This is a genomic window from Erwinia aphidicola (assembly GCF_024169515.1).
Taxonomy (GTDB): domain Bacteria; phylum Pseudomonadota; class Gammaproteobacteria; order Enterobacterales; family Enterobacteriaceae; genus Erwinia; species Erwinia aphidicola.
In genome coordinates this window covers 1,813,146-1,836,827 of record NZ_JAMKCQ010000001.1, presented here as the reverse complement: position 1 = coordinate 1,836,827, position 23,682 = coordinate 1,813,146, and the positions used below count along the sequence as shown (strand labels likewise).

The window sequence follows — 23,682 nt, the reverse complement described above, 5'->3', positions numbered from 1 at the left end:
TTGTTTCAACTCCGAAAACTCAGCGGTCTGCTGGTCGCCATCGTGATGGTCAGCCCGGTGTACGCCGGTAAGCTTTCGATTGTCATTGACGATTTCGGCTATCGCCCCGCGCAGGAAAATCAGGTATTACAGATGCCTGCAGCCATCTCCGTCGCGGTGCTGCCCAACGCCCCGCACGCCCGTGAGATGGCGACCAAAGCCCACCAGCGCGGCCACGAGGTGCTGATCCACCTGCCGATGGCCCCGCTTAGCAAACAGCCGCTGGAAAAAGACACGCTGCGCCCGGATATGTCGAGCGAGGAGATTGCGCGCATCGTGCGTGAAGCCGTCGCCGATGTGCCGTTTGCCGTTGGGCTAAACAATCATATGGGTAGCGCGATGACCTCCAGCCTGCCGGGAATGCAGAAAGTGATGCAGGTGCTGGATCGCTACAACTTCTACTTCCTCGACAGCATGACCATCGGCAACAGCCAGTCAACCCGCGCCGCCGCAGGCACCAGCGTGAAGGTGATCAAGCGCCGCGTATTCCTTGACGATACGCAGAACGAGGCCGATATTCGCCAGCAGTTTACCCGAGCAGTACGCCTGGCGCAGCGCGATGGCTCCGCGATCGCCATCGGCCATCCGCATCCGACCACGGTGCGCGTGCTGCAGCAGATGCTGCCGACGCTGCCCGCCGATATTACCCTGGTGCGCCCGAGCCAGCTGCTGAACGAGCCGCAGCGCGGCAGCAATCGCCCGCTGCCGGCAGAAAAACCGCAGCCGCGTAATCCGTTCCGCGGCGCAGACGTGTGCAAGGTGACGGTTAAACCGGTGCCGGCCACGCGTGCGCTGAGCGTGATCGCTGACAGCATCAGCAACAATCCGCTGGTGCAGAGCCTGAAGAAAAACCTTTTCGGGAAATAGCCGCTGTAGAGGCCGACCTTTTTTCCGTCAGACCCACCCGGGCTGACCGAAAATGAGGACCAGCCTCTACAACTCACTGATATGCATAATAATATAGGGGTCGCCCGCTTTTCTGGTCGACCCTGTCTGAATTAGCTCCAGTCGAGGATCACTTTCCCTGAATGCCCGGAGCGCATCTCATCAAAGCCCTGCTGGAAGGCAGCAATCGGATAGCGGTGGGTGATCACCGGGGTCAGATCCAGCCCGGACTGCAGCAGTGCGGCCATTTTATACCAGGTTTCAAACATCTCCCGGCCATAGATCCCTTTGATAAACAGCCCTTTGAAAATCACCTGATTCCAGTCGATTGCCATTGAGGCAGGGGGGATACCGAGCATAGCGATGCGCCCGCCGTGGTTCATCACGTCGAGCATGGCGCGAAACCCGTCCGGTACGCCGGACATCTCCAGCCCGACGTCAAACCCTTCCGTCATGCCGAGTTCCGCCATCACCTGCGGCAGATTTTCATGGCTGACATTCACCGCCCGCGTGACGCCCATCTTGCGCGCCAGATCCAGCCGATACTGGTTAACGTCGGTGATCACCACGTGCCGGGCGCCAACGTGACGACAGATAGCCGCCGCCATTATCCCGATCGGCCCGGCACCGGTGATCAGCACGTCTTCGCCGACCAGGTCAAAGGAGAGCGCGGTATGCACCGCATTCCCAAACGGGTCAAAAATCGCCGCCAGATCGTCAGGAATGTTATCGGGGATTTTGAAGGCGTTCACCGCCGGGATGACCAGATACTCGGCAAAGCAGCCCTGTCGGTTGACGCCGACGCCAATCGCATTGCGGCACAGATGCGTGCGGCCACCGCGACAGTTGCGGCAGTGCCCGCAGGTGATATGCCCTTCACCGGACACGCGGTCGCCAATGCGAAAGCCAGCCACTTCCTGGCCCAGCGCAACAATTTCACCAACATATTCATGGCCCGTAATCATCGGCACCGGAATAGTCTTCTGCGACCACTCATCCCAGTTGTAGATATGCACGTCGGTGCCGCAAATCGCCGTTTTGCGGATTTTAATCAGCACGTCGTTATGGCCCGGCTCCGGAATTGCCGCATCCTCAATCATCCAGATCCCCGGCTCAGCGTGCAGCTTGGCTAAGGCCTTCATCATGCCTCCCGCTGGGCAATCACGCCCAGTTCCTGGCCCACCTTCACAAAGGCCGCTACGGCACGTTCCAGCTGCGCCTGACTGTGCGCGGCGGAGATCTGGGTGCGAATACGCGCCTCTCCTTTTGGCACCACCGGATAAAAGAAGCCGGTAACGTAAATCCCTTCATGCTGCAGGCGGCTGGCAAACTCCTGCGCCAGCCGCGCTTCGCCCAGCATCACCGGGATAATGGCATGATCGGCCCCGGCCAGGGTAAAGCCCGCCGCGCTCATCGCACTGCGGAAATAGCGCACGTTGTCCCACAGGCGCTGGCGCAAGCCCTGCCCGTCCGCCAGCATATTCAGCACCTGAATCGAGGCCGCAACAATTGAGGGCGCCAGCGAGTTAGAGAACAGGTAAGGCCGCGAGCGCTGGCGCAGCCACTCCACCACCTCTTTTTTAGCCGCCGTGTAGCCACCTGAGGCGCCCCCAAGCGCTTTACCCAGCGTGCCGGTGATAATATCTACCCGCCCCATTACGTCGCAGTGTTCATGGCTGCCGCGCCCCTGCTCGCCGACAAAGCCGACGGCATGCGAGTCGTCTACCATCACCAGCGCCTTGTAGTGTTCCGCCAGGTCACAGACGCCGCGCAGGTTGGCGATCGCGCCATCCATGGAGAACACTCCGTCGGTGGCGATCAAAATATGGCGCGCTCCGGCCGCCTGCGCCTGCTGCAGGCACGCTTCCAGCTCCGCCATGTCGTTGTTGGCATAGCGGTAGCGCTGCGCTTTACACAGGCGGATACCATCAATGATTGAAGCGTGATTCAACGCATCGGAAATCACCGCATCCTGCTTGCTTAACAGCGTCTCAAACAGCCCACCGTTGGCGTCAAAGCAGGAGGAGTAGAGGATGGCATCTTCCATGCCGAGAAACGCCGCCAGCTGCTGCTCCAGCTGACGATGGCTGTCCTGCGTACCGCAGATAAAACGCACCGAGGCCATGCCAAAACCGTGGGTATCCATGCCTGTTTTCGCCGCGGCGATTAAGGCGGGATGATTCGCCAGGCCAAGATAGTTATTGGCACAGAAGTTCAGCAGCCTGCTGCCATCCGCCAGCACGATCTCCGCCTGCTGCTCGCTGATAATCTGCCGCTCACGCTTGAACAACCCTTCCTGTTCCGCGCGGGCCAACTCTCCTTTAAGCTGTTGATAGAAATCCTGACTCACCTTTATCCTCCAGAAATCATTTTTTGCGATACAGATTACTGAAAGTGAAGCACAGGCTTGAACAACCACGCGGGGGAATGTGAATTTTGCAGCATAACTCACGGAAAATAACGCTGAGCAGCGGGGGTTACGGACTCCTCTGGCTGTCGAGGGCGCAATGAGATGTTATGATAAGAGCCATTAGCGTGTGAAACCTCCTGTTTCACCCCACTGTATTAGGGTTAAAGCTCATGATTATCGTTACCGGCGGCGCTGGATTTATTGGCAGCAACATCATTAAAGCGCTGAATGATAAGGGTCACACCGACATTCTGGTGGTCGACAATCTGAAAGATGGCACTAAATTCGCCAACCTGACGGATCTCAATATTGCCGACTACATGGATAAAGAAGATTTTCTGATTTCACTGCTCGCCGATGAAGACTTCGGTGATGTGGAAGCCATTTTCCATGAAGGCGCCTGCTCTTCCACCACCGAGTGGGATGGCAAATACATGATGGATAACAACTACCAGTACTCGAAAGAGCTGCTGCACTGGTGCCTGGAGCATCAGGTTCCATTCCTGTACGCCTCTTCCGCCGCCACTTACGGCGGCCGCAACGCTGACTTTATCGAAGAGCGCCAGTATGAAGAGCCGCTGAACGTCTACGGCTACTCGAAAATGTTGTTCGACCACTACGTACGTAACATCCTGCCGGAGGCGCAGTCTCAGGTGTGCGGATTCCGCTACTTCAACGTGTACGGGCCGCGTGAAGGCCATAAAGGCAGCATGGCGAGCGTCGCCTTCCACCTCAATACCCAGCTGAACAACGGCGAGAACCCGAAGCTGTTTGAAGGCAGCGACGGCTTTAAGCGCGACTTCATCTACGTGGAAGACGTGGCCTCCGTAAACCTGTGGTTCTGGGAAAATGGGGTCTCCGGCATCTTTAACTGCGGTACCGGCCGCGCCGAATCTTTCCAGGAAGTGGCCGATGCCGCCCTGAAATATCATCAGAGCGGCGAGATCGAATACATTCCATTCCCGGAAAAGCTGAAAGGCCGCTACCAGGCGTTTACCCTGGCGGACCAGACCAAACTGCGTGCGGCAGGCTATGACAAGCCGTTTAAAACCGTCGCCGAAGGCGTGGCAGAGTATATGGCCTGGCTGAACCGTAACGCGTAAGAGGCCTTCCGGCGATGAAAACTCTGGTAATCGGCCCGTCATGGGTCGGCGATATGATGATGTCGCAAAGTCTCTATCGCACCCTGAAGGCCGAAAATCCTGACGCCGTAATCGATGTGATGGCACCCGCGTGGTGCCGTCCTCTGCTATCACGCATGCCGGAAGTGCACGAGGCGCTGTCCATGCCGCTCGGCCACGGCGCGCTGGAAATTGGCGAGCGCCGTCGTCTGGGCAAGTCGCTGCGTGCCGCCGGCTATGAGCGTGCTTACGTACTGCCAAACTCATTTAAATCTGCGCTGGTGCCCTTCTTCGCCGCCATCCCCCGCCGTACCGGCTGGCGCGGTGAGATGCGTTACGGGCTGCTGAATGATGTCCGCGTGCTGGATAAAGCGGCTTTTCCGCTGATGGTGCAGCGCTATGTCGCGCTTGGCTATGACAAGGCGCGTATTCAGCGCGCGCAAGATCTACCGCAGCCGCTGCTGTGGCCTAAGCTGGCGGTAGGGGAAGATGAGAAGCAGGCGACCGTTGCCGCATTCAGCCTTAACCCGCAGCGCCCGATCGTTGGTTTTTGCCCCGGCGCTGAGTTCGGTCCGGCTAAACGCTGGCCACACTACCACTACGCCACGCTAGCGCAGCGCCTGATCGATCAGGGCTACCAGGTGGTGCTGTTTGGTTCGGCGAAAGACGCTGAGACCGGCGAAGCGATCCTCGCCTCGCTGGCTGAAGAGTCACGCCAGCACTGCTGTAATCTGGCCGGGAAAACCCAGCTGGAGCAGGCAGTCATCCTGCTGGCTGCCTGCCATGCCGTGATCAGCAATGACTCGGGGCTGATGCACATCGCCGCCGCGCTCGACCGCCCGCTGATCGCGCTGTATGGCCCAAGCAGCCCGGATTTCACCCCACCACTTTCCGATAAAGCACGCGTGATCCGCCTGATTACGGGTTACCATAAAGTGCGTAAAGGTGATGCCGCCGAAGGCTATCACCAGAGCCTGATTGATATTACTCCAGAACGCGTCCTGACCGAGCTGGAAACGCTTTGCCCCCGGCCTGGAGTCTGAATGCGGGTTCTGATAATTAAAACCTCCTCCATGGGGGATGTGCTTCACTCTTTGCCGGCGTTAACTGACGCCATGCACGCCATTCCCGGTATTCGCTTTGACTGGGTGGTGGAAGAGGGCTTTGCCCAGATCCCTTCCTGGCACCCGGCGGTCGACCGCGTGTTACCTGTTGCCATCCGCCGCTGGCGTAAGCACTGGTTCGGTAGCCAGGTGCGTGAAGAGCGGGTCGCATTCAAACGCGAACTGCAGTCGCGGGAATATGACGCGGTGATTGACGCCCAGGGGCTGATTAAAAGCGCCGCGCTGGTGACGCGCCTGGCGAAAGGTATCAAACACGGCGCAGACAGAAATAGCGCACGCGAGCCATTTGCCAGCTGGTGGTACGATAAGCGTTACGAAATCAGTAAGCAGCAGCACGCGGTGCAGCGTACCCGCGAACTGTTCGCCAAAAGTCTTGGTTACGACCTGCCCACCACTACCGGTGACTACGCCATTGCCCGGCACTTCACCGCCGAACTGCCCGCTGATGCCAACCAGTACCTGGTGTTTTTACACGCCACCACCCGCGATAATAAGCACTGGCCGGAAAGCCACTGGCGTGAGCTGATCGGATTAATGCAGCCTTCAGGCCTAAAGATTAAATTGCCCTGGGGTGCCGAGCATGAGCATCAGCGCGCACTCAGGCTGGCCGAGGGCTTCGACTTTGTTGAGGTCCTGCCTAAGCTGACGCTGGAACAGGTTGCCCGCACGCTGGCGGGTGCGCGTGCAGTGGTATCGGTTGATACCGGCCTTAGCCACTTGACCGCCGCCCTCGATCGACCGAATATTACCCTTTATGGCCCGACGGACCCGGGGTTGATTGGCGGTTATGGCAAGAATCAGTATGTACTGCGCCCGGAAACGGGGAAGGAGATGGCGGGGATTAGTGCCAGTCAGGTATGGAATACATTACAGCAGGTAGCGTCATGAAAAAACTTCACATTATTAACCTGGAGAAGATGGGTGGCGTAGAGCGCCTTTTTCTGCAGTACATCAACGGAAATAAAGACAATAATGACAATGTGATTTGTATAAGTAATAGCATCGGTGAAGAAATTAAAAAACAACTGCCGAAGACAAAAATTACTTTCGCAAATCGTATTTTTAACGCACTGTCACTACGCTGCCCTCAAATTTTTCGCAAATATTTATTGCAGTGGAAAATAGAACGCACTGGTGCTGATGTAATCATTGTCTGGGATCTTGTACCAGGACTCATAAGTAAGCCTAAGCGTGGTAAGTTAATATATTATGACCACGGATGTTCATGGCGTTATGCGAAAAACAAAAAAACACTGAATTTCTTTTCCATGCTGGATGGAATTATTGCAGTGTCTCATGCATCAAAAAGAGTAATGGAGCTAAGATTTAACTTAAAATGTAATGTTGATGTGGTATTAAATCGAATCCAAACACCTTCCGGTATAGATACCTCTCCAAGATTACTTTCACAGTGTGTGAAATTAGGGACTGCATCACGACTTGTTTCTTTAAAAGGAATTAGCGTGATGTTGCTGACCCTGCAGGAGCTTATCAATCGCGGTCATAACGTCATGCTTGAAATTGCAGGGAAAGGTCCAGATCAAGTGACGTTTGAGGAACTAGCGAGTAAGTTAAATTTAGAAAAAAAAGTAATTTTTAGCGGATTCCAAGACAACACTAAAGATTTTTTTAATCGAATCGACATTTATTTAAGTACACCCGTTACAGAACCATTTGGCCTTTCATCAATGGAAGCGTTATATTTTTCAGTACCTGTAGTATTCCCTTTAATTGATGGACAACCTGAAGCCATCCGTGATGAATACTGTGGTATTGGTGTAAAACCATCCGTCAGCATAGAGGAACATAAAAAATTATCCGGAGTAAGTATAGATTTTCCACATAAGGTGTATGATCCTGTTAATGACTTTTTGATAGAACCTCAGGTTTTATCTCATAAAGCATGTGCTGATGCTGTAGAGCGACTCCTTTTTCAGGAATCCTATGCTAAGTTTAGCGCTAATGCGCAACGCTATACATCTGAAAATTTTGATTATAATGACTTCATGTCAGAATTTAATACTAAGCTAAGCTATTATGTAAAAAATGAATTATCAGATAGAAGTATAAACTAATGAAACATTCTAAAACAACAACACTGGTTTTATGGCTTAGCTGTATTTCACTCTCATCATCTTTAGTAGCATCGACAATATGCCGCAATGCGCTTTATCTTGCAGCAGCTATAGCATTGATAGATTTTTTTATAAAGAAAACCAAACCGCAATTGAATTATGCAACATTTATAGTATTCATTGTCCTTCTACTAAGTTTCTCTCTCTATTTACAGACGGTTATTTTTAGTTCAACAATGTTACATGAGATAGATCTGAATTATAGAGAAGCGGCGAAAAGGATGTTTTTAGGTACAATAATTTCAATATATTTAATCTCTCATAGAGATAAGATATCTGATAAAGGATGGCTTGGTGCTTACAGTTGGGTAACAATTGGATTTATTTATACCACATTAATTGCTTTTAAACTTTCAGTACCTAATAGACGCTTAGAATTGAAAACAGTCGCAACTATGACAGCCTATGTTTTTGTGATTATTTCACTAGCAGCTACTTATATCACTTTAAAGCTCAATGGTTGGTACAGAAGCATATCGGTGATTTTCGTTGTGATGATAAGTAGTTATATTGTATTACTTACACAGACACGATCGGTCTTGCTGACTTACCCACTAATTTTACTATTACTATTATTGAAAGAAAAATTCTTTAACAAACAGAACCTTGTTTTATTGGCCGTAATGACTGTTTGTGCGATATCTTTATTTCTTCCACGAATCCATACTGCGACGGAAAGATTAGAGCGTTCATTTATCGAGTACAATGAGTATAAAAATAATGATGAGAGCACTTCGCTAGGTTCAAGATTCAGTATGTGGAAAGCTGGCTTTTCAATTATTAGTAGCAGTATGTTAGGGGAAAGTGCCGATAGACGAGATGCACTTGCCCGTCAATACATTGATAATCATGAGAATGGTAATCACGAGGCACTACGTGTCATTAAATATCATTATCACAATGACCTGCTGGAAGCGATTACACTGCGTGGGATACTTGGTGTTATAATCCTACTCGCTTTTTATATTTTCACCATATATGCCTCATACAGATTTACAGGCTCCACAACTATAACATTACTGTTAATGGCACCTACTTTGCTATATGGAAGTACTGATTCACTACTAATCGATCATCGTTATGTCACGACATTAATCCTTTTGCTTCCATTTTATCTATGCATTGACAGCACTATAAATAATAGAAAAATCATTAACTTAAACAATAAACAAGGTGGCTAAATTGACTATTTTAATCACTGGCGGAGCTGGATATATTGGCTCCCATACAACGCTAGCACTACTGGAAAAAAGTAAAGAAGTTATTGTGCTTGATAATTTGACAAACTCTTCTAGTGTCGCTTTGGATCGTGTGAGTTGTATAACTGGTCGTAGCGCCGTTTTTTATCAAGGTGATATTAACGATCGCCGTATTATTAAAGAAATTTTTGGAAAGCATAAAATTTCATCGGTAATCCATTTCGCTGGACTCAAGTCAGTGGGTGAGTCTGTTAAAAAACCGCTTGAGTATTACCAAAATAATGTCACTGGCACATTAACATTGCTTGAGGAGATGCGAAGGGCGCAAGTATATAACCTGATATTTAGCTCTTCAGCAACAGTTTACGGCACGCCCGAAGCAATTCCTTTAACGGAAAACTCAGGCACAGGGGGTACAACAAATCCCTATGGCACATCAAAATTTATGGTAGAGCAAATTTTACGTGATGTTGTTAAGTCCAGCCCAGAATTTGCAGTCACTATATTGCGTTATTTTAATCCTGTGGGTGCTCATGAATCAGGCTTAATAGGTGAAGACCCTGGCGGCATCCCTAACAACCTTATGCCTTTTATTTCCCAGGTTGCCAGTGGCAAACTGCCTCAACTGGCCATTTTTGGTGATGATTATCCAACAGTCGATGGTACAGGTGTTCGTGACTATATCCATGTCATGGACTTGGCAGAGGGGCATTTGAAAGCTCTTGAACACATTGCTCCAGGCATCAATACTTATAATTTAGGTACTGGTGTTGGCTATTCAGTTTTGCAGATGCTGAAAGCCTTTGAAAAAATTTCCGGCAAAAGTATCCCATACAACATTATGCCTCGCCGCGAAGGAGATATTGCAGAGTGCTGGGCGGATACTCATCTGGCCGAAGATCAATTAGGTTGGAAGGCAAAACGTGGCTTAGAACAAATGATGCGGGATACCTGGAACTGGCAAGAGAAAAACCCACACGGTTTTAAAGATTAGATAAATGGGCGAGTGATGAAAATCTCCCCGCCCCGTGATATTGCGTTAGATCATATGTTCTAATCGCTCATAGACATATTCTGGTGAGATAGCTCTTAAAGGTTCTTGTAAATTAGTAACGCGGGGATCCGTTACAGGCAAATAGATCTGCTTATGCAATTTTGGATCTTGATATGGACCACTGCGCCGGGGGTCTTCAGTAACAAACAGGCTTAATGTTGATACATGTAGCGCTATAGCAAGATGAAAAGGACCTGTATCACCGGTTATCAGCAAATCCATTGAATCAATCACTCCCAATAGCTGCGGTAAGGTCGTTTTTCCAACATAATTGATAACTTTTTTAGCAAAAACAGGATCAAGTTGCTTCAAAAAATCAGTAGCTAAATGAGTTTCTATTTCAGAACCAATAAGGACGATTTCTATATCACCATGCTTATCAATTAACTTTTCTGCTAATATTGCAAAGTATTCTGGGGGCCAACAGCGTACTTTTGAGGAGGCCCCCAACTGGAAGCCTATCCGCCGTACACTCGCATTTTTTTCGAGGCGCTGAAACTCACAAGGTAACACCATATCAACATTATCGGTTGAGCACCCGAGAACAGAAACAAGCTTCATTTTCCTGGCAATTACATGCTCATCAAAATAGTCCAAACCGTAAACCAGCCAGGATGCCATTTTCCCAATAGGTTTAGCATAATTATCGCGCACGATATACTGGCACCCGGCAAGACCAGCGCTGAGGATGTCATAGGGCATGTGTGAATGTAAAAGCACTGCGAGTTGGGGTCTAATGCGCTTTGCCTCTTCTACCAACTTAAACATATCACTGACTTTATTATTCCAAAACAACACATCATCATAATCGTCACGGCGGGTCAGCAAATTGGCATATTTAGGATGAGCAACCAATGTAATTTTTGCTTGCGGATAACGCAAACGAATTGCATGTATTCCTGGAGAGTTAAACATATAGTCTCCAAGCGCCGTAGTAGAATATACAAGGATGCTGGTAAACTGCTGGGTTGCCAAAAGCTGACGCTTCTCGGTCGTAACCTTGGATCGCCGGCAAAAGAGTTTCATAACAAGGTTACACAGCGCAATTTTAACTTTTTTAGACTCTCTCACTTTTTGGCAACCTTATCTCGATAATACTCTGCCAGGGTTTTCCCCACCGTCCTTTTTGAAAGCCAGCTAAAAAGCTGCTCCAGGTCCTGATACAGCGTCTCAATATGCTGCTCAGTCGAGAATGTTGGGCTGCCTCCTGGCATGAACTCCGAGGAGTGCAGCATGAATTCAACGTAGTCATGACCTTCATCCAGCGATTTTTGCGCTACGCGCTTCATCATTTCGACATTGCCACCGGATGGACGTAGCCAGTGAACAGAGGGTGAACGCCGTTTACCTCGCAGACGATCGTATCCCTGCTTAAAAGCATTCATTACGCCAGAGTGCTTGTACTGGATCGTCATGGGGACTTCTAACAGCGGCGAATCCCCTTTTTGTGCAATGTTTCTCTCATCAATGAAATAGGCCTGCTCGGGGAAATCCGTATAGTTTGTTCCACCGTTGCCTTTAGGATTGCCTGGCGAGTATTGCCAGTTGACCTTTGGCGTCACTGAGCAATCAACCACATAACCAAACTCTATCAGTAAGGCAGCATAATATTCATTAAACGCCCAACGCCCGGCACGATGACTCAGCATCTTGGTTTGGAAAGTCTCTTCCAGCAGATGGGTCATGAACTCGACTTTGCTGCGAATTTGTTCGGCAGGATACTCAATCAGGTAGGGTTTATGCCGCCAGTCATCATCCGTCAGTGGTTCTAGCGGAGGACTATTCCACGCATGAAGATGCATGCCAATTTCACCTGTATCACGGGAAATCACATCACGGGCAAAAGCGACATAATCCGGGTCAATTGCCATCTCATAGTTGGTTAAATAAACCGGCTTAAAGGCATATTTTTCACACAAAGCCTGAAAGCGAGGGAGATAGTGCGTATTTTTTGTCGAGATGCGATCGTGATTTTGCCACAAATTATCGCCCTCGGTGTCAATGGTAATGATAAACGCCGGTTTAGACATGAGTGTTGAACCTGAAATAAGCCTTACTGCATATGTTACGCAGGGCGTTACGCCCGCGCAAACGACTTTGCAGACAATGTTTAACTGCTGGTGAGAGTCTGAAAATCTGCCAAGGCTAGCCACGCTGCCTCAGGTCCATTAGAATCCCAGACTTGTTCATCGGAAAGCCACAGATAATGAATTCAGACTCGACTTCCACTCCACAACGCATTCTGGTTATCAAACTCCGTCATCACGGCGATATGCTACTGCTGACCCCGGTGATCAATAGTTTGAAACAGTGCTGGCCACAGGCAGAAATTGATGTCCTGCTTTATCATGAAACACGGGAAATGCTGTCGGCTAATCCTGCGATAGGCGAATTGATTACTATAGACAGGCAGTGGAAGAAACAGGGTGCAAAAGCGCATCTGGGCTATGAATGGCGGTTGCTGCAGCAGCTTCGTGGCAAAAAGTATGATGTGGTGCTCAATCTTGCCGATCAGTGGCGAAGTGCCATTGCAGCGCGCTGGACAGGAGCACCGATAAGATTAGGTTTCGATTTTCCTAAACGGCGCGGAGCATTCTGGCGTAAGTGCCATACCCAGCTGATCCCGGTTACCCACCATCATAAACTGCACACCGTTGAACAGAATCTGTCATTGCTTGAGCCACTCAAACTGGCTACCCATGTTACTCAGGTCACCATGGGCTATGATGCTGTAGACTGGCAACGAGCCGAAGAACTCCTCCACCAGCATCAAGTTAATCAACCCTATATTCTGGTACAACCGACTTCTCGCTGGTTTTTCAAATGCTGGACGGAAGAGAAAATGGCGGCAGCCATCACTGCGCTACAAGTAAAGGGCCACACGCTGGTGATCACTTCAGGCCCTGACAAACGCGAGCAGGAGATGGTGACCAAAATTTTGGCCAACTGTCCTGCTGAACGCATCGTTTCCCTGTCCGGACAGCTCAGTTTGCGTCAGCTTGCTGCACTCATTGATCATGCGAGGTTGTTCATTGGGGTGGATTCCGTTCCTATGCACATGGCAGCGGCATTAGATACCCCATTTGTAGCCCTATTTGGCCCAAGCAAACTGACATTCTGGCACCCTTGGCAGGGCCGGGGCACCACAATTTGGGCTGGCGACTATGGCCCTCTTCCTGACCCCGATGAGGTGGATACGAAAACCAACCAACGCTATCTCGATATCATCCCTGTCGACGCCGTCATCGCTGCCACAAAGGAGTGGCTGGTATGAAGCCTTTTCGCCTGGCGCTTGTACGCCAAAAATATCGCCCGGACGGTGGAGCGGAACGCTTTATTTCGCGGGCACTCTCAGCCCTTGAGCAGCAAAACCTTGAACTCAATGTCATCACCCGCGAGTGGCAGGGGGAAAATCATCCCGACTGGCATATTCACCGCTGTAACCCACTTAAGTTTGGGCGCATCAGCCGCGAACGCGGTTTTGCCTCAGCTGCCAGAGCCCTGTGGCAACGCGAGAACTTTGACTTGGTGCAAAGCCATGAGCGTATCGCCGGCTGTGATATTTATCGCGCCGGCGATGGCGTTCATCACAACTGGCTACAACAGCGTGCACGCCTTTTGCCGAAATGGCGTCAACCTTTATTATTTGGCAATCCCTATCATCGTTACGTCATGCAGGCGGAGGCGGCCATGTATGCCGCGCCTGAGCTTAAAGCAGTGATTTGCAATGCCGCGATGATTAAACAGGAAATCATTGAAAGATTTGACGTTACTCCGGAAAAAATTACCGTCATTTATAACGCGATTGATAGCCAAAAGTTTCTTCCTGCAAATGAAGAAGTCAGACAGCAACTTCGCCAAAAGCTGCAGCTACCACAGCAGGTACGCTGCCTGATTTTTGTTGGTTCTGGTTTTGAAAGGAAAGGGTTGGCAGCTGCTATTAAGGCAGTGGCCCCAACCAACAACCATCTGATGGTTATTGGCCAGGATAAAGATGAAAAAAAATACCGGGCGTTAGCGGTTTCATCGGGCTGCAGCGATCGCATCCATTTTATGGGGATTCAGAAAGAGACTCTGCCTTTTTATCAGGCGGCAGACGGCTTGCTGTTACCCACCCTGTACGATCCCTTCCCTAACGTGATCCTCGAAGCGATGGCCTGCGGCCTTCCGGTAATCGCCAGTAAAAACTGTGGTGGTGCCGAATTTATTACTCAGGGTGTGAATGGTTTCGTTACGGATGCACTGGATGTTGCCGCACTCACCTCAGCGATTGAGCAATTGCCTCATCAGACGCTGGGCTCGACAATGGCAGAAGCTGCACGGGCAAAAATTTTACCGTACAGCCCAGCCAGTCTGTCGGCGCAACTGATCGATCTTTATCAGCGAGTTTTAGCAAAATGAAAAGCCATATCCTGTTTATCATCGATGGACTTCCGGGCGGAGGGGCAGAAAATGTTACTCTGACGCTGGCAAAGGGACTCGCCGAGCGCGGATGTGTTGTGACCTTGCTTGCCCTGGATAAACGTCGCGACTACGAGATACCTGACTGCATCAACTACTTTGTAGATCATGACAACGGGAAAGGCGCTTTCCGCAAGCTATCTGAATTAGCGAGGCGTTCTGCTTCGCTGGATCGCTTGTTGCCTGGGCTCTTTGACAAGTATGGTCTTCCATCTCTGGTTATCAGCAGTTTGCATAAAACAGACAGGATTGTTGTGCGCTCAAAATTACTGCGCTCATGCAATTTGTGGTTCTGCGTGCACGGCATGTTTTCGCGCTCATATCTTGGCAATAAAAGGGGATTCAGCCTGTGGTTTAAAAAGCTAAAGCTGAAAAAAGTTTATAAAAATCAGCAGATGATCACCGTCTCCGATGCTGTGGGCAAAGACCTCTTACAGAAAGTGGGTATCAAGCCCAAAACCATCCAAACTATCTACAACCCGTTTAATATCAGCGAAATCATACAGCGCGCCGCTGGGGAAAACCCCTATGCGGCAGAAAGCTATATTGCGCATGTCGGGCGCTTTCATCAGGTGAAGCGCCATGATCGCTTGCTGGAAGCATTTGCTCTCGCCGATCTTCCCGGTAAATTAATTCTGGTCGGTCAGGGCGAAGAATCTGTCGCGCAGCAGATTAAGGATAAAATCTCCAGCCTGGAGCTGCAGGACAAAGTTATTCTTGCGGGTTTTACCCAAAACCCCTTGCCGATTATCAAAGGGGCGAGAATGGTTGCGCTCAGTTCAGACAGCGAAGGGCTACCTTCGGTGTTGATTGAAGCGTTGATGTGCCATACACCGGTAATCAGTACGAACTGTCCAGGTGGAGCTGCAGAGATTATGAGTGGAGAGTTACGGCCGTTTCTGGCGGAATTAACCAGCGAATCGTTAGCAGAGAAAATGCAGAAAGCCTGGCATTCCCCCCCGATGATTGTGGAGGAGATGTATCAGCGTTTTAGCTATGACATTATTCTGGATAAATATCTAGCTTTGCAAAAAGCTCAGTACTGAAGTGTAAGCGCCCCAGCCATCAGGTCGGGGCATGTATAATTACGCGCGTATTTTTTCCCAAACTTCATTGACTTGAACATCAATGCAGTCACCAGACACTGTTTGCAGAATATCGTAACCACCTGACCACGGGTGCCACTCATTTTTATTGGTATCACCAAAGAACACCACCTGCTTTTTATGCATCGCTGCGGCCAGATGCATCTGCCCACCATCACTGCATAACACCTGCGCACACTGCTCGTACGCTGCAACCAGCTCACGCACGGAAGCGGTAGGATAGAGTGAAACACGCGGGCTATGACATGCCGCCAGTACCTGCTCGGCGCGGTGCCGATCGCCAACATCATCCGGCGCCAGCGTGCCCTGCGGCGACCAGAAGATCAGTACACTTCCGCTGTTTTCCTGCAGATACTGCTGAATAATGGCGACATAGCGCTCCAGCGGCCAACGCCGTTTCGGACTGCGGCTGCTGATGTGCACAGCCAGCCCAATCGGTTGCCCTGGCTGAAGCTGTTCAATACGTTGCCGGGCATGCTGGCGCTCCTGCTCGGTGAGCCAAATGCGCACGGGCGGAATGGCAATCTGTTGGTCAGTGATCGCTGACAGATAGCTGAAGGTCTGCTCAACCTGATGCTCACCGCGAAAATCCGCACGGCGGTAAGGCACAGTGATGCTTTTGTCACCGGTATCGGCGCCAATAATATGCTTTGCACCGGCCATTTTCGCCAGACGCAGGCTGTATTTACAAGGAACGGGATTCGCAAGAATGGTGGCGTCAAAATGAATGCGGCGCAGCTGCATAAACATTTTCAGGCGTTCAAAATAGACCCCCAGCTTGGCGGATCTCCCCGCAGCGTGCTTCGCCTTGCGGTAAATGAAGGTGCGGGTAATATGCGGATTATTTTTCACCACGTCCTGACTAACAGTGTTGATCAGCAGATAGACGTTAGCCTCAGGATAAGCCGTTTTTATCCCTTCGATCAGCGGTGTTGTACAAACCAAATCGCCGATATTGTCCCGGCGTATCACTAAAATATTCTTCATTACTCATTAACCTGCAGCGCACAGGTGCGCCAGATGTACATAATCAATTTAAGGCGCGATTAGCGCGTTACCATCCCCTGAGTACCCCCATCCATTGAATATTGCCTCCTTCCCGCCAGCGGCAACGGGTGGTGCTTTAGCTATTTGACACCCCTCGGACTGGAATTGCACACGGAAAGTCAAAAAAAATCCAGATAATCCTTAGCCGTTTTTAACCCATTCAAATTTGTATGGATTGTTATTTTCTCCAATGAGGGGATAACTCCAGTGCTCCGGCCGCAGGTTCACCCTTATGAAGTAGTGTGAGCCCGCCCAACTTATCTGCTAACATGCCGTATTATTTCTCATTTTTTGGCTACCTCCGGGCGTAAGTCTCTGTTCACCTGAAAAGCAATGTGATGATTACCATTTATACCGCTCTGCTGTATCTCATTCAGCCGTTAATCTGGCTTCGTCTCTGGCTCCGCGGCCGGAAAGCCCCCGCCTATCGCAAACGCTGGGCGGAACGCTATGGCTTTTGCGCAGGCAAAGTAAAGCCTGACGGTATTCTGTTGCATTCAGTTTCGGTGGGCGAAACGCTGGCCGCCATTCCGCTGGTGCGGGCGCTGCGCCATCGCTACCCCGATCTGCCTATCGTGGTCACCACCATGACCCCCACCGGGTCTGAACGTGCCAGCTCTGCCTTCGGCAAAGATGTGCATCACGTCTATCTGCCTTACGACCTGCCCGGGGCGATGAACCGCTTCTTCGATACCGTGCGCCCACGCCTGGTGATCATCATGGAAACCGAGCTCTGGCCGAACATGATCACTCAGCTGCACGAGCGCAAAATCCCGCTGGTGATTGCCAACGCCCGGCTGTCAGAACGCTCCGCCAGGGGTTACCAGAAAATCGGCAAATTTATGAAGCGATTGCTGCAACGTATTACGCTTATCGCCGCGCAGAATGCCGAAGACGGGGAGCGCTTTATCAGCCTTGGTCTGAAGCGCTCTCATCTGGCGGTCACCGGCAGCCTGAAATTTGATATTTCCGTGACGCCAGAGCTGGCTGCCCGCGCGATCACCCTGCGCCGCCAGTGGGCGCCACGCCGCCCGGTGTGGATTGCCACCAGTACCCATGAAGGGGAAGAGAGTATTATTCTGGACGCGCACCGCAAATTACTGGCGCGATTCCCTAATCTGCTGCTGATCCTGGTGCCGCGCCACCCGGAACGTTTCGAGACGGCGCGCGCGCTGACGCAAAAAAATGGCTTCAGCTATATCCTGCGCAGCAGCGGTGAGATCCCGTCCGGCAGCACTGAGGTGGTGATTGGCGATACCATGGGCGAGCTGATGCTGCTGTACGGCATTGCCGATCTCGCCTTTGTTGGCGGCAGCCTGGTCGAGCGCGGTGGCCACAATCCACTGGAGCCTGCCGCCCACGCTATTCCGGTACTGATGGGGCCACATACCTTTAATTTTAAAGATATCTGCGCCCGCCTGCAGCAGGCAGATGGTCTGATCACCGTTACGGATGCGGAGTCGCTGGATAAAGAGATTGGCAATCTGCTGACCGATGAGGACTACCGCCTCTACTACGGCCGTCATGCCGTTGATGTGCTGCATCAGAACCAGGGTGCTCTGCAGCGCCTGCTACATTTACTGGAACCTCATCTGCCACAGCGGAATCATTAAATGAGCGTACGTCAGAAACTGTCGGTAGTGATGATAGCCAAAAACGCGGCCGAGCTGCTGCCTGAATGTCTTGAGTCCGTCAGCTGGGCGGATGAAATCATCGTACTCGACTCCGGCAGCAGCGACGCCACCGCGGCCATTGCCGAACGGCACGGCGCGCGGGTTTATCACTCCAGCGAGTGGCACGGCTACGGCAAACAGCGCCAGCTGGCACAGAGCTACGCCAGCCATCCGATGATTTTAACCCTCGACAGCGATGAGCGCGTCACGCCTGAACTGCAGCACGCCATCGAACAAGTGCTGCAGCAGCCCGCTTCAGACAGCGTCTACAGCATCGCCCGGCGCAACCTGTTCCTCGGGCGCTTTATGCGCCACAGCGGCTGGTACCCCGACCGCGTCACCCGCCTCTATCCACGCCACTACCGTTACAACGACAACCAGGTGCATGAGTCGCTGGAAACATCCGGCAAGCGCGCCACGCCGCTCAAGGGCGACCTGCTGCATCTGACCTGCCGGGATTTTTCTGCCTTCCAGTGGAAGCAGTTTGCCTACGCGGAAGCCTGGGCTAAACAGCGTCACCAGCAGGGTAAGCGCTGTGGGATTGCCGCCATTTTCGGCCATACCTTCGGGGCATTTTTCAAAACGCTTGTGCTGCGCGCAGGTTTTCTTGACGGTAAGCAGGGATGGCTGTTGGCGGTGGTCAACGCACAGTATACTTTTAACAAATACGCGGCCCTCTGGGCTCTGAATCACGCATCCAGGAAGGGCAGACTATGAGCACCAAAGCCATCTACCCCGGCACCTTTGATCCGATGACTAACGGCCACCTTGATATCGTGTCCCGCGCGGCCCTGATGTTTGACAGCATCGTGCTGGCCGTTGCCGCCAGTCCGAGCAAAAAACCGCTGTTTTCCCTTGAGGAACGCGTGGCGCTGGCGACCGAGGTGGTCGCGCATCTGCCAAATGTGGCAGTGGTGGGGTTTAGCGACCTGATGGCGAACTTTGCTAAAGCGCAGCAGGCTAATGTACTGGTGCGCGGCCTGCGCGCCGTCTCCGACTTCGAATACGAGCTGCAGCTGGCGCATATGAACCGCCACCTGCTGCCGACGCTGGAAAGCGTTTTCCTGATGCCTTCCGAACAGTACTCGTTTATCTCATCGTCCCTGATGAAAGAGGTGGCGCGCCACGGTGGTGAAGTGCAGGCGTTCCTGCCAGCGCCGGTATATCAGGCGCTGAAAGCCAAACTCTGAGATTACTTCTGGCAGCGGCGGCAGAAGAAGGTGCTGCGCTGCCCGTGCTTGCTGATTTCAATCGGCGTACCGCACGCTCTGCACGGCTCCCCTGCCCGACCATAAACCTGCAGCTCCTGAGCAAAATAGCCCGGCTTGCCGTCGCTTTGTAAAAAGTCGCGCAGCGTGGTGCCGCCCTGCTCAATCGAACGCAGCAGCACCGCCTTGATGGTGCGGACCAGCAGCGCGGTATCGGCTTCGCTCAGTTCCATTGCCGGACGATCGGGCAGGATCCCGGCGACAAACAGCGATTCGCTGGCGTAGATGTTGCCCACCCCCACCACTATTTTGTTGTCCATCAGCCAGGGTTTTACCGCCGTGCGTTTACCGCGTGATTTTTCAAACAGATACTGCGCGGAAAAGTCATCGCTCAACGGTTCTGGCCCGAGATGGGAGAGTACCGAGCTGGCCGTCAGATCCGGGCTCCACAGCCAGGCGCCAAAGCGACGCGGGTCGGTATAACGCAGCACTTTGCCATTGCTCATCACCAGGTCGACGTGGTCATGCTTCGCCGCAGGTAGCTCCTCCGGCAGCACGCGCAGGCTGCCCGACATACCCAGGTGGATGATGATCCAGCCCGTCGGCAGCTCCAGCAGCAGATATTTCGCCCGGCGCTGAACGCTGAGCACCGGCTGGTCGCTTAGCGCGTGGATCTCCTGTGACACCGGCCAGCGCAGGCGTGAATTTCGCACCACCGCATGCAGAATAGTGGCGCCAACCAGGTGCGGTTCGATCCCGCGTCGGCTGGTTTCAACCTCGGGTAACTCTGGCATATTCTCGCCTCCGTTGCTGTTTGGTCACCTGCGATGCCGCACAGTATTACAGACCCGCAGAAACAAAAAAACCCGGCCGAAGCCGGGTTTTTATCCACTGAGATTAATTACTTAATCTTAGCTTCTTTATAGATCACGTGCTGGCGGACAACCGGATCGAATTTCTTCAGTTCCAGTTTTTCCGGCTTAGTACGCTTGTTCTTCGTGGTGGTATAGAAGTGACCTGTCCCAGCAGAAGAAACCAGCTTGATCTTCTCGCGAATACCTTTAGCCATGATTCAGTTCCTTTACCTTAGTACTTCTCACCACGGGTACGCAGATCGGCCAGAACCGTCTCAATACCCTTTTTATCAATTACGCGCATGCCTTTGGCAGTTACGCGCAGTGTAACGAAGCGCTTTTCGCTCTCAACCCAAAAACGGTGAGAGTGCAGGTTCGGCAGGAAACGGCGTTTCGTCGCGTTCATTGCGTGGGAACGGTTGTTACCCGTCACCGGACGCTTGCCAGTTACTTGGCAGACTCGTGACATGTCTATTCTCCAAAAATCAAATCAGCTCGAGCTTTAAAAATAAGGTTTTAGCCGCCTCGTCAGGCTTATAGCCCATCCAGGCGAGTTCTATGTGAACCCGCTGAGCAGGCCCAAAACGCCAAACCCGAGATTCTCAAAGGTGGCGTAGTATACGCCCTGTGGCGCGAGTGCTCAAGCCCCGTACAGATAAAGATCCCTCTGGATCGCGTACAATTGTCTTATCTGCACGGGATTTGTTCGCTTTAGCTGCTGTAAAACCTCAGGTAAAGCAAAAAAAGGCTAAATTACAGGCTGGCGCTCACAGCCATCCGCGTTCGGCAAATGAGACGTACTCCTCCCGGCCGAGCACAAAGTGGTCGAGCACCCGAATGTGCATAAGAGTGCAGGCACTCACTATTTGCTGCGTAATATTGCGGTCGGCCCGGCTGGGCTCAGCCACGCCGGACGGGTGATTATGTGCCAGAATCACTGCGCCTGCATTGCGTTTCAACGCTTCACGCACAATTTCCCGCGGGTGAACCTCCACGCTGTTCAGGGTGCCGCTGAACATTTCGCTGGTGTAAATCACCCGGTGCTGATTATCCAGAAAGATCACCTGAAAAATCTCCCTTTCTTTATCCCCAAGCGAACTGCGTAAGAAATCCAGCACCTCGGTAGAACTATCAACCACACGGTTTTCCACCGATTCCCGGCAGGCATGGCAGCGCTTTGCCAGCTCCGCTATCGCCTTGAGCTGGGAATATTTCGCTAATCCGATGCCATGGACGGCCTGCAATTTTTTCGCGGGCGCATTCATCAGCTGATAGAGAGAACCGAACTCCACCAGCAGCCGCTGTGCCAGCGCCATAACAGACATATCCCGGGTACCGATGCGCAGAAAAATCGCTAACAGTTCGCTGTCACTGAGCGTCGCCACCCCAAAGTTTTCCAGTTTTTCGCGCGGAGGCATTCCCGGCTCCTGCCACCCGTTAGTTTTGCTCATCGCTTGCTCCCTCTTCCTGAAGTGCAGAAAGCATGGCATTATATACAGTAGTTTTCTATGGTGATGTGCTGACTTTACGAGACGGCTCGCAAAGGTGGCGAGGTGCGAAATAGTCAGCCAGACGGAGTGTGGTAAAATGTTTCTCTTGTGGCGCGAATACCGCCAGCAGGCTTAACAGAAGGCGACAGAAAATGATGGGATTAACCGGGAAACGTATTGTTCTGGGCGTCAGCGGGGGTATTGCCGCGTATAAAGCCCCCGAGCTGGTGCGCCGCCTGCGCGACCGTGGCGCGGAAGTGCGCGTAGTCATGACCGACGCAGCAAAAGCGTTTATTACTCCGCTCAGCCTGCAGGCCGTTTCCGGTTATCCGGTCTCTGACGATCTGCTCGACCCGGCGGCAGAAGCGGCAATGGGCCATATCGAGTTGGGCAAGTGGGCCGAGCTGGTGATTCTGGCACCCGCCACCGCTGACCTGATTGCCCGCGTGGCGGCAGGGATGGCCAACGACCTGGTGACCACCATTTGCCTGGCCTCTGCGGCACCGCTGGCCGTGGTACCGGCGATGAATCAGCAGATGTACCGCGCCCTGCCTACCCAGCACAATTTGCAGCTGCTGGCCCAGCGTGGGGTGATGATCTGGGGGCCGGACAGCGGCAGCCAGGCCTGTGGTGATATCGGGCCGGGGCGTATGCTCGACCCGCTGGCGATTGTTGACTATGCGGTGAACTGGGCGGCCCCCGTCAACGATTTGCAACATCTCAACCTTATGATCACCGCCGGCCCGACGCGGGAAGCGCTCGACCCGGTGCGTTTTATCAGTAATCACAGCTCGGGCAAAATGGGCTTTGCCATTGCCGCTGCGGCAGCAAAACGCGGTGCCCGCGTCACGCTGGTTGCCGGGCCGGTAGAGCTGCAGACACCGGCGGGCGTCACGCGGGTTGATGTGGTCAGCGCGCTGGAGATGCAGCAGGCGGTGATGGGCAAGGTAGCAAGCCAGCAAATCTTTATTGGCTGTGCCGCCGTGGGCGACTACCGCGCGGTGGCGATTGCTGAGGAAAAAATTAAAAAACAGGGTGACGAAATTACCCTGAAGATGGTGAAAAACCCTGATATTGTCGCCGGCGTGGCGGCGATGCAGCAACACCGCCCCTTTGTCGTAGGATTTGCCGCTGAAACCCAGAATGTGGAAGAATACGCGCAACAAAAACGCGTGCGCAAGAATCTGGACATGATCTGCGCCAACGATGTTGCCAAAGCCGGGCAGGGTTTCAAAAGCGATACCAATGCTCTTCACCTTTTTTGGCAGGAGGGAGAAAAAGTCTTACCGCTCAGCGATAAGTCACTCCTTGGCCAACTGTTACTAGACGAGATTGTCAGCCGTTATGATGAAAAAAATCGACGTTAAAATCCTGGATGCGCGCGTAGGGAGCGATTTCCCGTTACCTACCTATGCCACCTCCGGTTCCGCCGGGCTGGATCTGCGTGCCTGCCTGGAGGAAGCATTCGTGCTGACCCCTGGCGCGACCACGCTGGTACCTACCGGCCTGGCTATTCATATCGCGGACCCTGAACTGGCTGCGGTGATCCTGCCGCGCTCAGGCCTTGGCCACAAACACGGCGTGGTTCTGGGCAACCTGGTTGGCCTGATTGATTCTGATTATCAGGGACAGCTGATGGTTTCCGTCTGGAACCGTGGGCAGGACTCCTTTACTATCGAGCCTGGCGAGCGTATCGCTCAGATGGTGTTCGTGCCGGTAGTACAGGCAGAGTTCAATCTGGTGAACGACTTCGACGCCAGCGTGCGTGGCGAAGGTGGTTTCGGTCATTCCGGCCGCCAGTAGCTCTCCAACGCTCCGTAACGAACGATAAGCTGATTTTTTTCTTCCGTGAGCCTTTGCTCACGGACGTTGCGTG

Annotated in this window: 24 protein-coding genes; 15 read left to right on the top strand and 9 right to left on the bottom strand. The window is 52.2% G+C overall.

Annotated elements, in window-relative coordinates; genetic code table 11:
* Complete coding sequence (locus J2Y91_RS08495) at positions 1 to 906, top strand: divergent polysaccharide deacetylase family protein (RefSeq protein ID WP_133622305.1); 906 nt, start codon at positions 1 to 3, stop codon at positions 904 to 906.
* 131 nt (positions 907 to 1,037) lie between these two features.
* Here J2Y91_RS08495 and tdh read toward each other — a convergent pair whose 3' ends face one another.
* Positions 1,038 to 2,066 (bottom strand): L-threonine 3-dehydrogenase, encoded by a 1,029-nt coding sequence (tdh, locus tag J2Y91_RS08490; protein ID WP_099754404.1) that lies wholly within the window; start codon positions 2,064 to 2,066, stop codon positions 1,038 to 1,040.
* The gene (gene kbl, locus J2Y91_RS08485) at positions 2,066 to 3,274 is read right to left on the bottom strand and encodes a glycine C-acetyltransferase (RefSeq protein WP_133622306.1); all 1,209 of its coding nucleotides are present in this window, start codon (positions 3,272 to 3,274) and stop codon (positions 2,066 to 2,068) included. The genes tdh and kbl overlap by 1 nt, the downstream gene beginning before the upstream one ends.
* A 230-nt stretch (positions 3,275 to 3,504) precedes the next feature.
* Here kbl and rfaD point away from each other — a divergent pair, with 230 nt between their 5' ends.
* Genes rfaD through galE form a run of 6 tightly spaced genes read left to right on the top strand, consistent with a single transcriptional unit; the run spans position 3,505 to position 9,907 of the window.
* On the top strand, positions 3,505 to 4,437 hold the full coding sequence (rfaD, locus tag J2Y91_RS08480; protein WP_099754394.1) for an ADP-glyceromanno-heptose 6-epimerase: 933 nt from the start codon (positions 3,505 to 3,507) through the stop codon (positions 4,435 to 4,437).
* 14 nt (positions 4,438 to 4,451) lie between these two features.
* Positions 4,452 to 5,498 carry an ADP-heptose--LPS heptosyltransferase RfaF gene (gene rfaF, locus J2Y91_RS08475; RefSeq protein WP_133622307.1) on the top strand — a complete coding sequence of 349 codons (1,047 nt, stop codon included), beginning with the start codon at positions 4,452 to 4,454 and terminating at the stop codon, positions 5,496 to 5,498.
* The gene (gene rfaC / locus J2Y91_RS08470) at positions 5,499 to 6,467 is read left to right on the top strand and encodes a lipopolysaccharide heptosyltransferase RfaC (RefSeq protein WP_133622308.1); all 969 of its coding nucleotides are present in this window, start codon (positions 5,499 to 5,501) and stop codon (positions 6,465 to 6,467) included.
* Positions 6,464 to 7,654, top strand: coding sequence for a glycosyltransferase family 4 protein (locus J2Y91_RS08465; protein ID WP_133622309.1), 1,191 nt, complete (start codon positions 6,464 to 6,466; stop codon positions 7,652 to 7,654). The genes rfaC and J2Y91_RS08465 overlap by 4 nt, the downstream gene beginning before the upstream one ends.
* Positions 7,654 to 8,895, top strand: coding sequence for an O-antigen ligase family protein (locus J2Y91_RS08460; protein WP_133622310.1), 1,242 nt, complete (start codon positions 7,654 to 7,656; stop codon positions 8,893 to 8,895). Before J2Y91_RS08465 ends, J2Y91_RS08460 begins: the two co-directional genes overlap by 1 nt.
* Position 8,896: 1 nt before the next feature.
* Complete coding sequence (gene galE, locus J2Y91_RS08455) at positions 8,897 to 9,907, top strand: UDP-glucose 4-epimerase GalE (RefSeq protein ID WP_133622311.1); 1,011 nt, start codon at positions 8,897 to 8,899, stop codon at positions 9,905 to 9,907.
* A gap of 45 nt (positions 9,908 to 9,952) precedes the next feature.
* On the opposite strand, the gene J2Y91_RS23050 is transcribed toward galE, so the two are convergent.
* Both J2Y91_RS23050 and J2Y91_RS08445 read right to left on the bottom strand, forming a co-directional pair.
* A complete protein-coding gene (locus J2Y91_RS23050; RefSeq protein ID WP_133622312.1) occupies positions 9,953 to 11,038 on the bottom strand; it encodes a glycosyltransferase family 9 protein in 1,086 nt (361 codons plus the stop codon).
* Positions 11,035 to 11,997, bottom strand: a complete 963-nt coding sequence (locus tag J2Y91_RS08445) for a polysaccharide deacetylase family protein (protein ID WP_133622313.1) — start codon at positions 11,995 to 11,997, stop codon at positions 11,035 to 11,037. Before J2Y91_RS08445 ends, J2Y91_RS23050 begins: the two co-directional genes overlap by 4 nt.
* Positions 11,998 to 12,173: 176 nt before the next feature.
* On the opposite strand from J2Y91_RS08445, the gene rfaQ reads away from it, so the two are divergent.
* The 3 genes from rfaQ to J2Y91_RS08430 are packed head-to-tail and all read left to right on the top strand — an operon-like array spanning position 12,174 to position 15,474.
* Positions 12,174 to 13,241: a putative lipopolysaccharide heptosyltransferase III gene (gene rfaQ / locus J2Y91_RS08440; RefSeq protein ID WP_133622314.1), complete on the top strand. Its 1,068-nt coding sequence runs from the start codon at positions 12,174 to 12,176 to the stop codon at positions 13,239 to 13,241.
* The gene (locus J2Y91_RS08435) at positions 13,238 to 14,368 is read left to right on the top strand and encodes a glycosyltransferase family 4 protein (RefSeq protein WP_133622315.1); all 1,131 of its coding nucleotides are present in this window, start codon (positions 13,238 to 13,240) and stop codon (positions 14,366 to 14,368) included. Before rfaQ ends, J2Y91_RS08435 begins: the two co-directional genes overlap by 4 nt.
* Entirely contained in the window at positions 14,365 to 15,474 is a 1,110-nt protein-coding gene (locus J2Y91_RS08430) for a glycosyltransferase (protein ID WP_133622316.1), read from the top strand. The genes J2Y91_RS08435 and J2Y91_RS08430 overlap by 4 nt, the downstream gene beginning before the upstream one ends.
* Before the next feature lie 39 nt (positions 15,475 to 15,513).
* Here J2Y91_RS08430 and J2Y91_RS08425 read toward each other — a convergent pair whose 3' ends face one another.
* Positions 15,514 to 16,521, bottom strand: a complete 1,008-nt coding sequence (locus tag J2Y91_RS08425) for a glycosyltransferase family 9 protein (RefSeq protein WP_133622317.1) — start codon at positions 16,519 to 16,521, stop codon at positions 15,514 to 15,516.
* A gap of 398 nt (positions 16,522 to 16,919) precedes the next feature.
* On the opposite strand from J2Y91_RS08425, the gene waaA reads away from it, so the two are divergent.
* From waaA to coaD, 3 genes are read left to right on the top strand one after another with little or no spacing between them, the layout of a single operon-like run.
* Positions 16,920 to 18,194 (top strand): lipid IV(A) 3-deoxy-D-manno-octulosonic acid transferase, encoded by a 1,275-nt coding sequence (gene waaA, locus J2Y91_RS08420; RefSeq protein ID WP_048914232.1) that lies wholly within the window; start codon positions 16,920 to 16,922, stop codon positions 18,192 to 18,194.
* Positions 18,195 to 18,971 carry a glycosyltransferase family 2 protein gene (locus tag J2Y91_RS08415; RefSeq protein ID WP_048914231.1) on the top strand — a complete coding sequence of 259 codons (777 nt, stop codon included), beginning with the start codon at positions 18,195 to 18,197 and terminating at the stop codon, positions 18,969 to 18,971.
* Positions 18,968 to 19,444 (top strand): pantetheine-phosphate adenylyltransferase, encoded by a 477-nt coding sequence (gene coaD, locus J2Y91_RS08410; RefSeq protein ID WP_099754955.1) that lies wholly within the window; start codon positions 18,968 to 18,970, stop codon positions 19,442 to 19,444. Before J2Y91_RS08415 ends, coaD begins: the two co-directional genes overlap by 4 nt.
* 2 nt (positions 19,445 to 19,446) lie before the next feature.
* On the opposite strand, the gene mutM is transcribed toward coaD, so the two are convergent.
* The 4 genes from mutM to radC form a co-directional block, all read right to left on the bottom strand.
* Positions 19,447 to 20,256, bottom strand: coding sequence for a bifunctional DNA-formamidopyrimidine glycosylase/DNA-(apurinic or apyrimidinic site) lyase (mutM, locus tag J2Y91_RS08405; RefSeq protein WP_133622318.1), 810 nt, complete (start codon positions 20,254 to 20,256; stop codon positions 19,447 to 19,449).
* Positions 20,257 to 20,363: 107 nt separating this feature from the next.
* Positions 20,364 to 20,531, bottom strand: a complete 168-nt coding sequence (gene rpmG / locus J2Y91_RS08400) for a 50S ribosomal protein L33 (protein WP_001051798.1) — start codon at positions 20,529 to 20,531, stop codon at positions 20,364 to 20,366.
* Between the two features lie 17 nt (positions 20,532 to 20,548).
* On the bottom strand, positions 20,549 to 20,785 hold the full coding sequence (gene rpmB, locus J2Y91_RS08395) for a 50S ribosomal protein L28 (RefSeq protein ID WP_034888493.1): 237 nt from the start codon (positions 20,783 to 20,785) through the stop codon (positions 20,549 to 20,551).
* Positions 20,786 to 21,083: 298 nt separating this feature from the next.
* Positions 21,084 to 21,767: a RadC family protein gene (gene radC / locus J2Y91_RS08390; RefSeq protein WP_133622319.1), complete on the bottom strand. Its 684-nt coding sequence runs from the start codon at positions 21,765 to 21,767 to the stop codon at positions 21,084 to 21,086.
* Positions 21,768 to 21,958: 191 nt separating this feature from the next.
* Between radC and coaBC the strand changes: the two genes are divergently transcribed.
* Both coaBC and dut read left to right on the top strand, forming a co-directional pair.
* Positions 21,959 to 23,173 (top strand): bifunctional phosphopantothenoylcysteine decarboxylase/phosphopantothenate--cysteine ligase CoaBC, encoded by a 1,215-nt coding sequence (gene coaBC, locus J2Y91_RS08385; protein WP_253537878.1) that lies wholly within the window; start codon positions 21,959 to 21,961, stop codon positions 23,171 to 23,173.
* Positions 23,151 to 23,609, top strand: a complete 459-nt coding sequence (dut, locus tag J2Y91_RS08380) for a dUTP diphosphatase (protein WP_133622321.1) — start codon at positions 23,151 to 23,153, stop codon at positions 23,607 to 23,609. Before coaBC ends, dut begins: the two co-directional genes overlap by 23 nt.
* Positions 23,610 to 23,682: the final 73 nt, after the last annotated feature.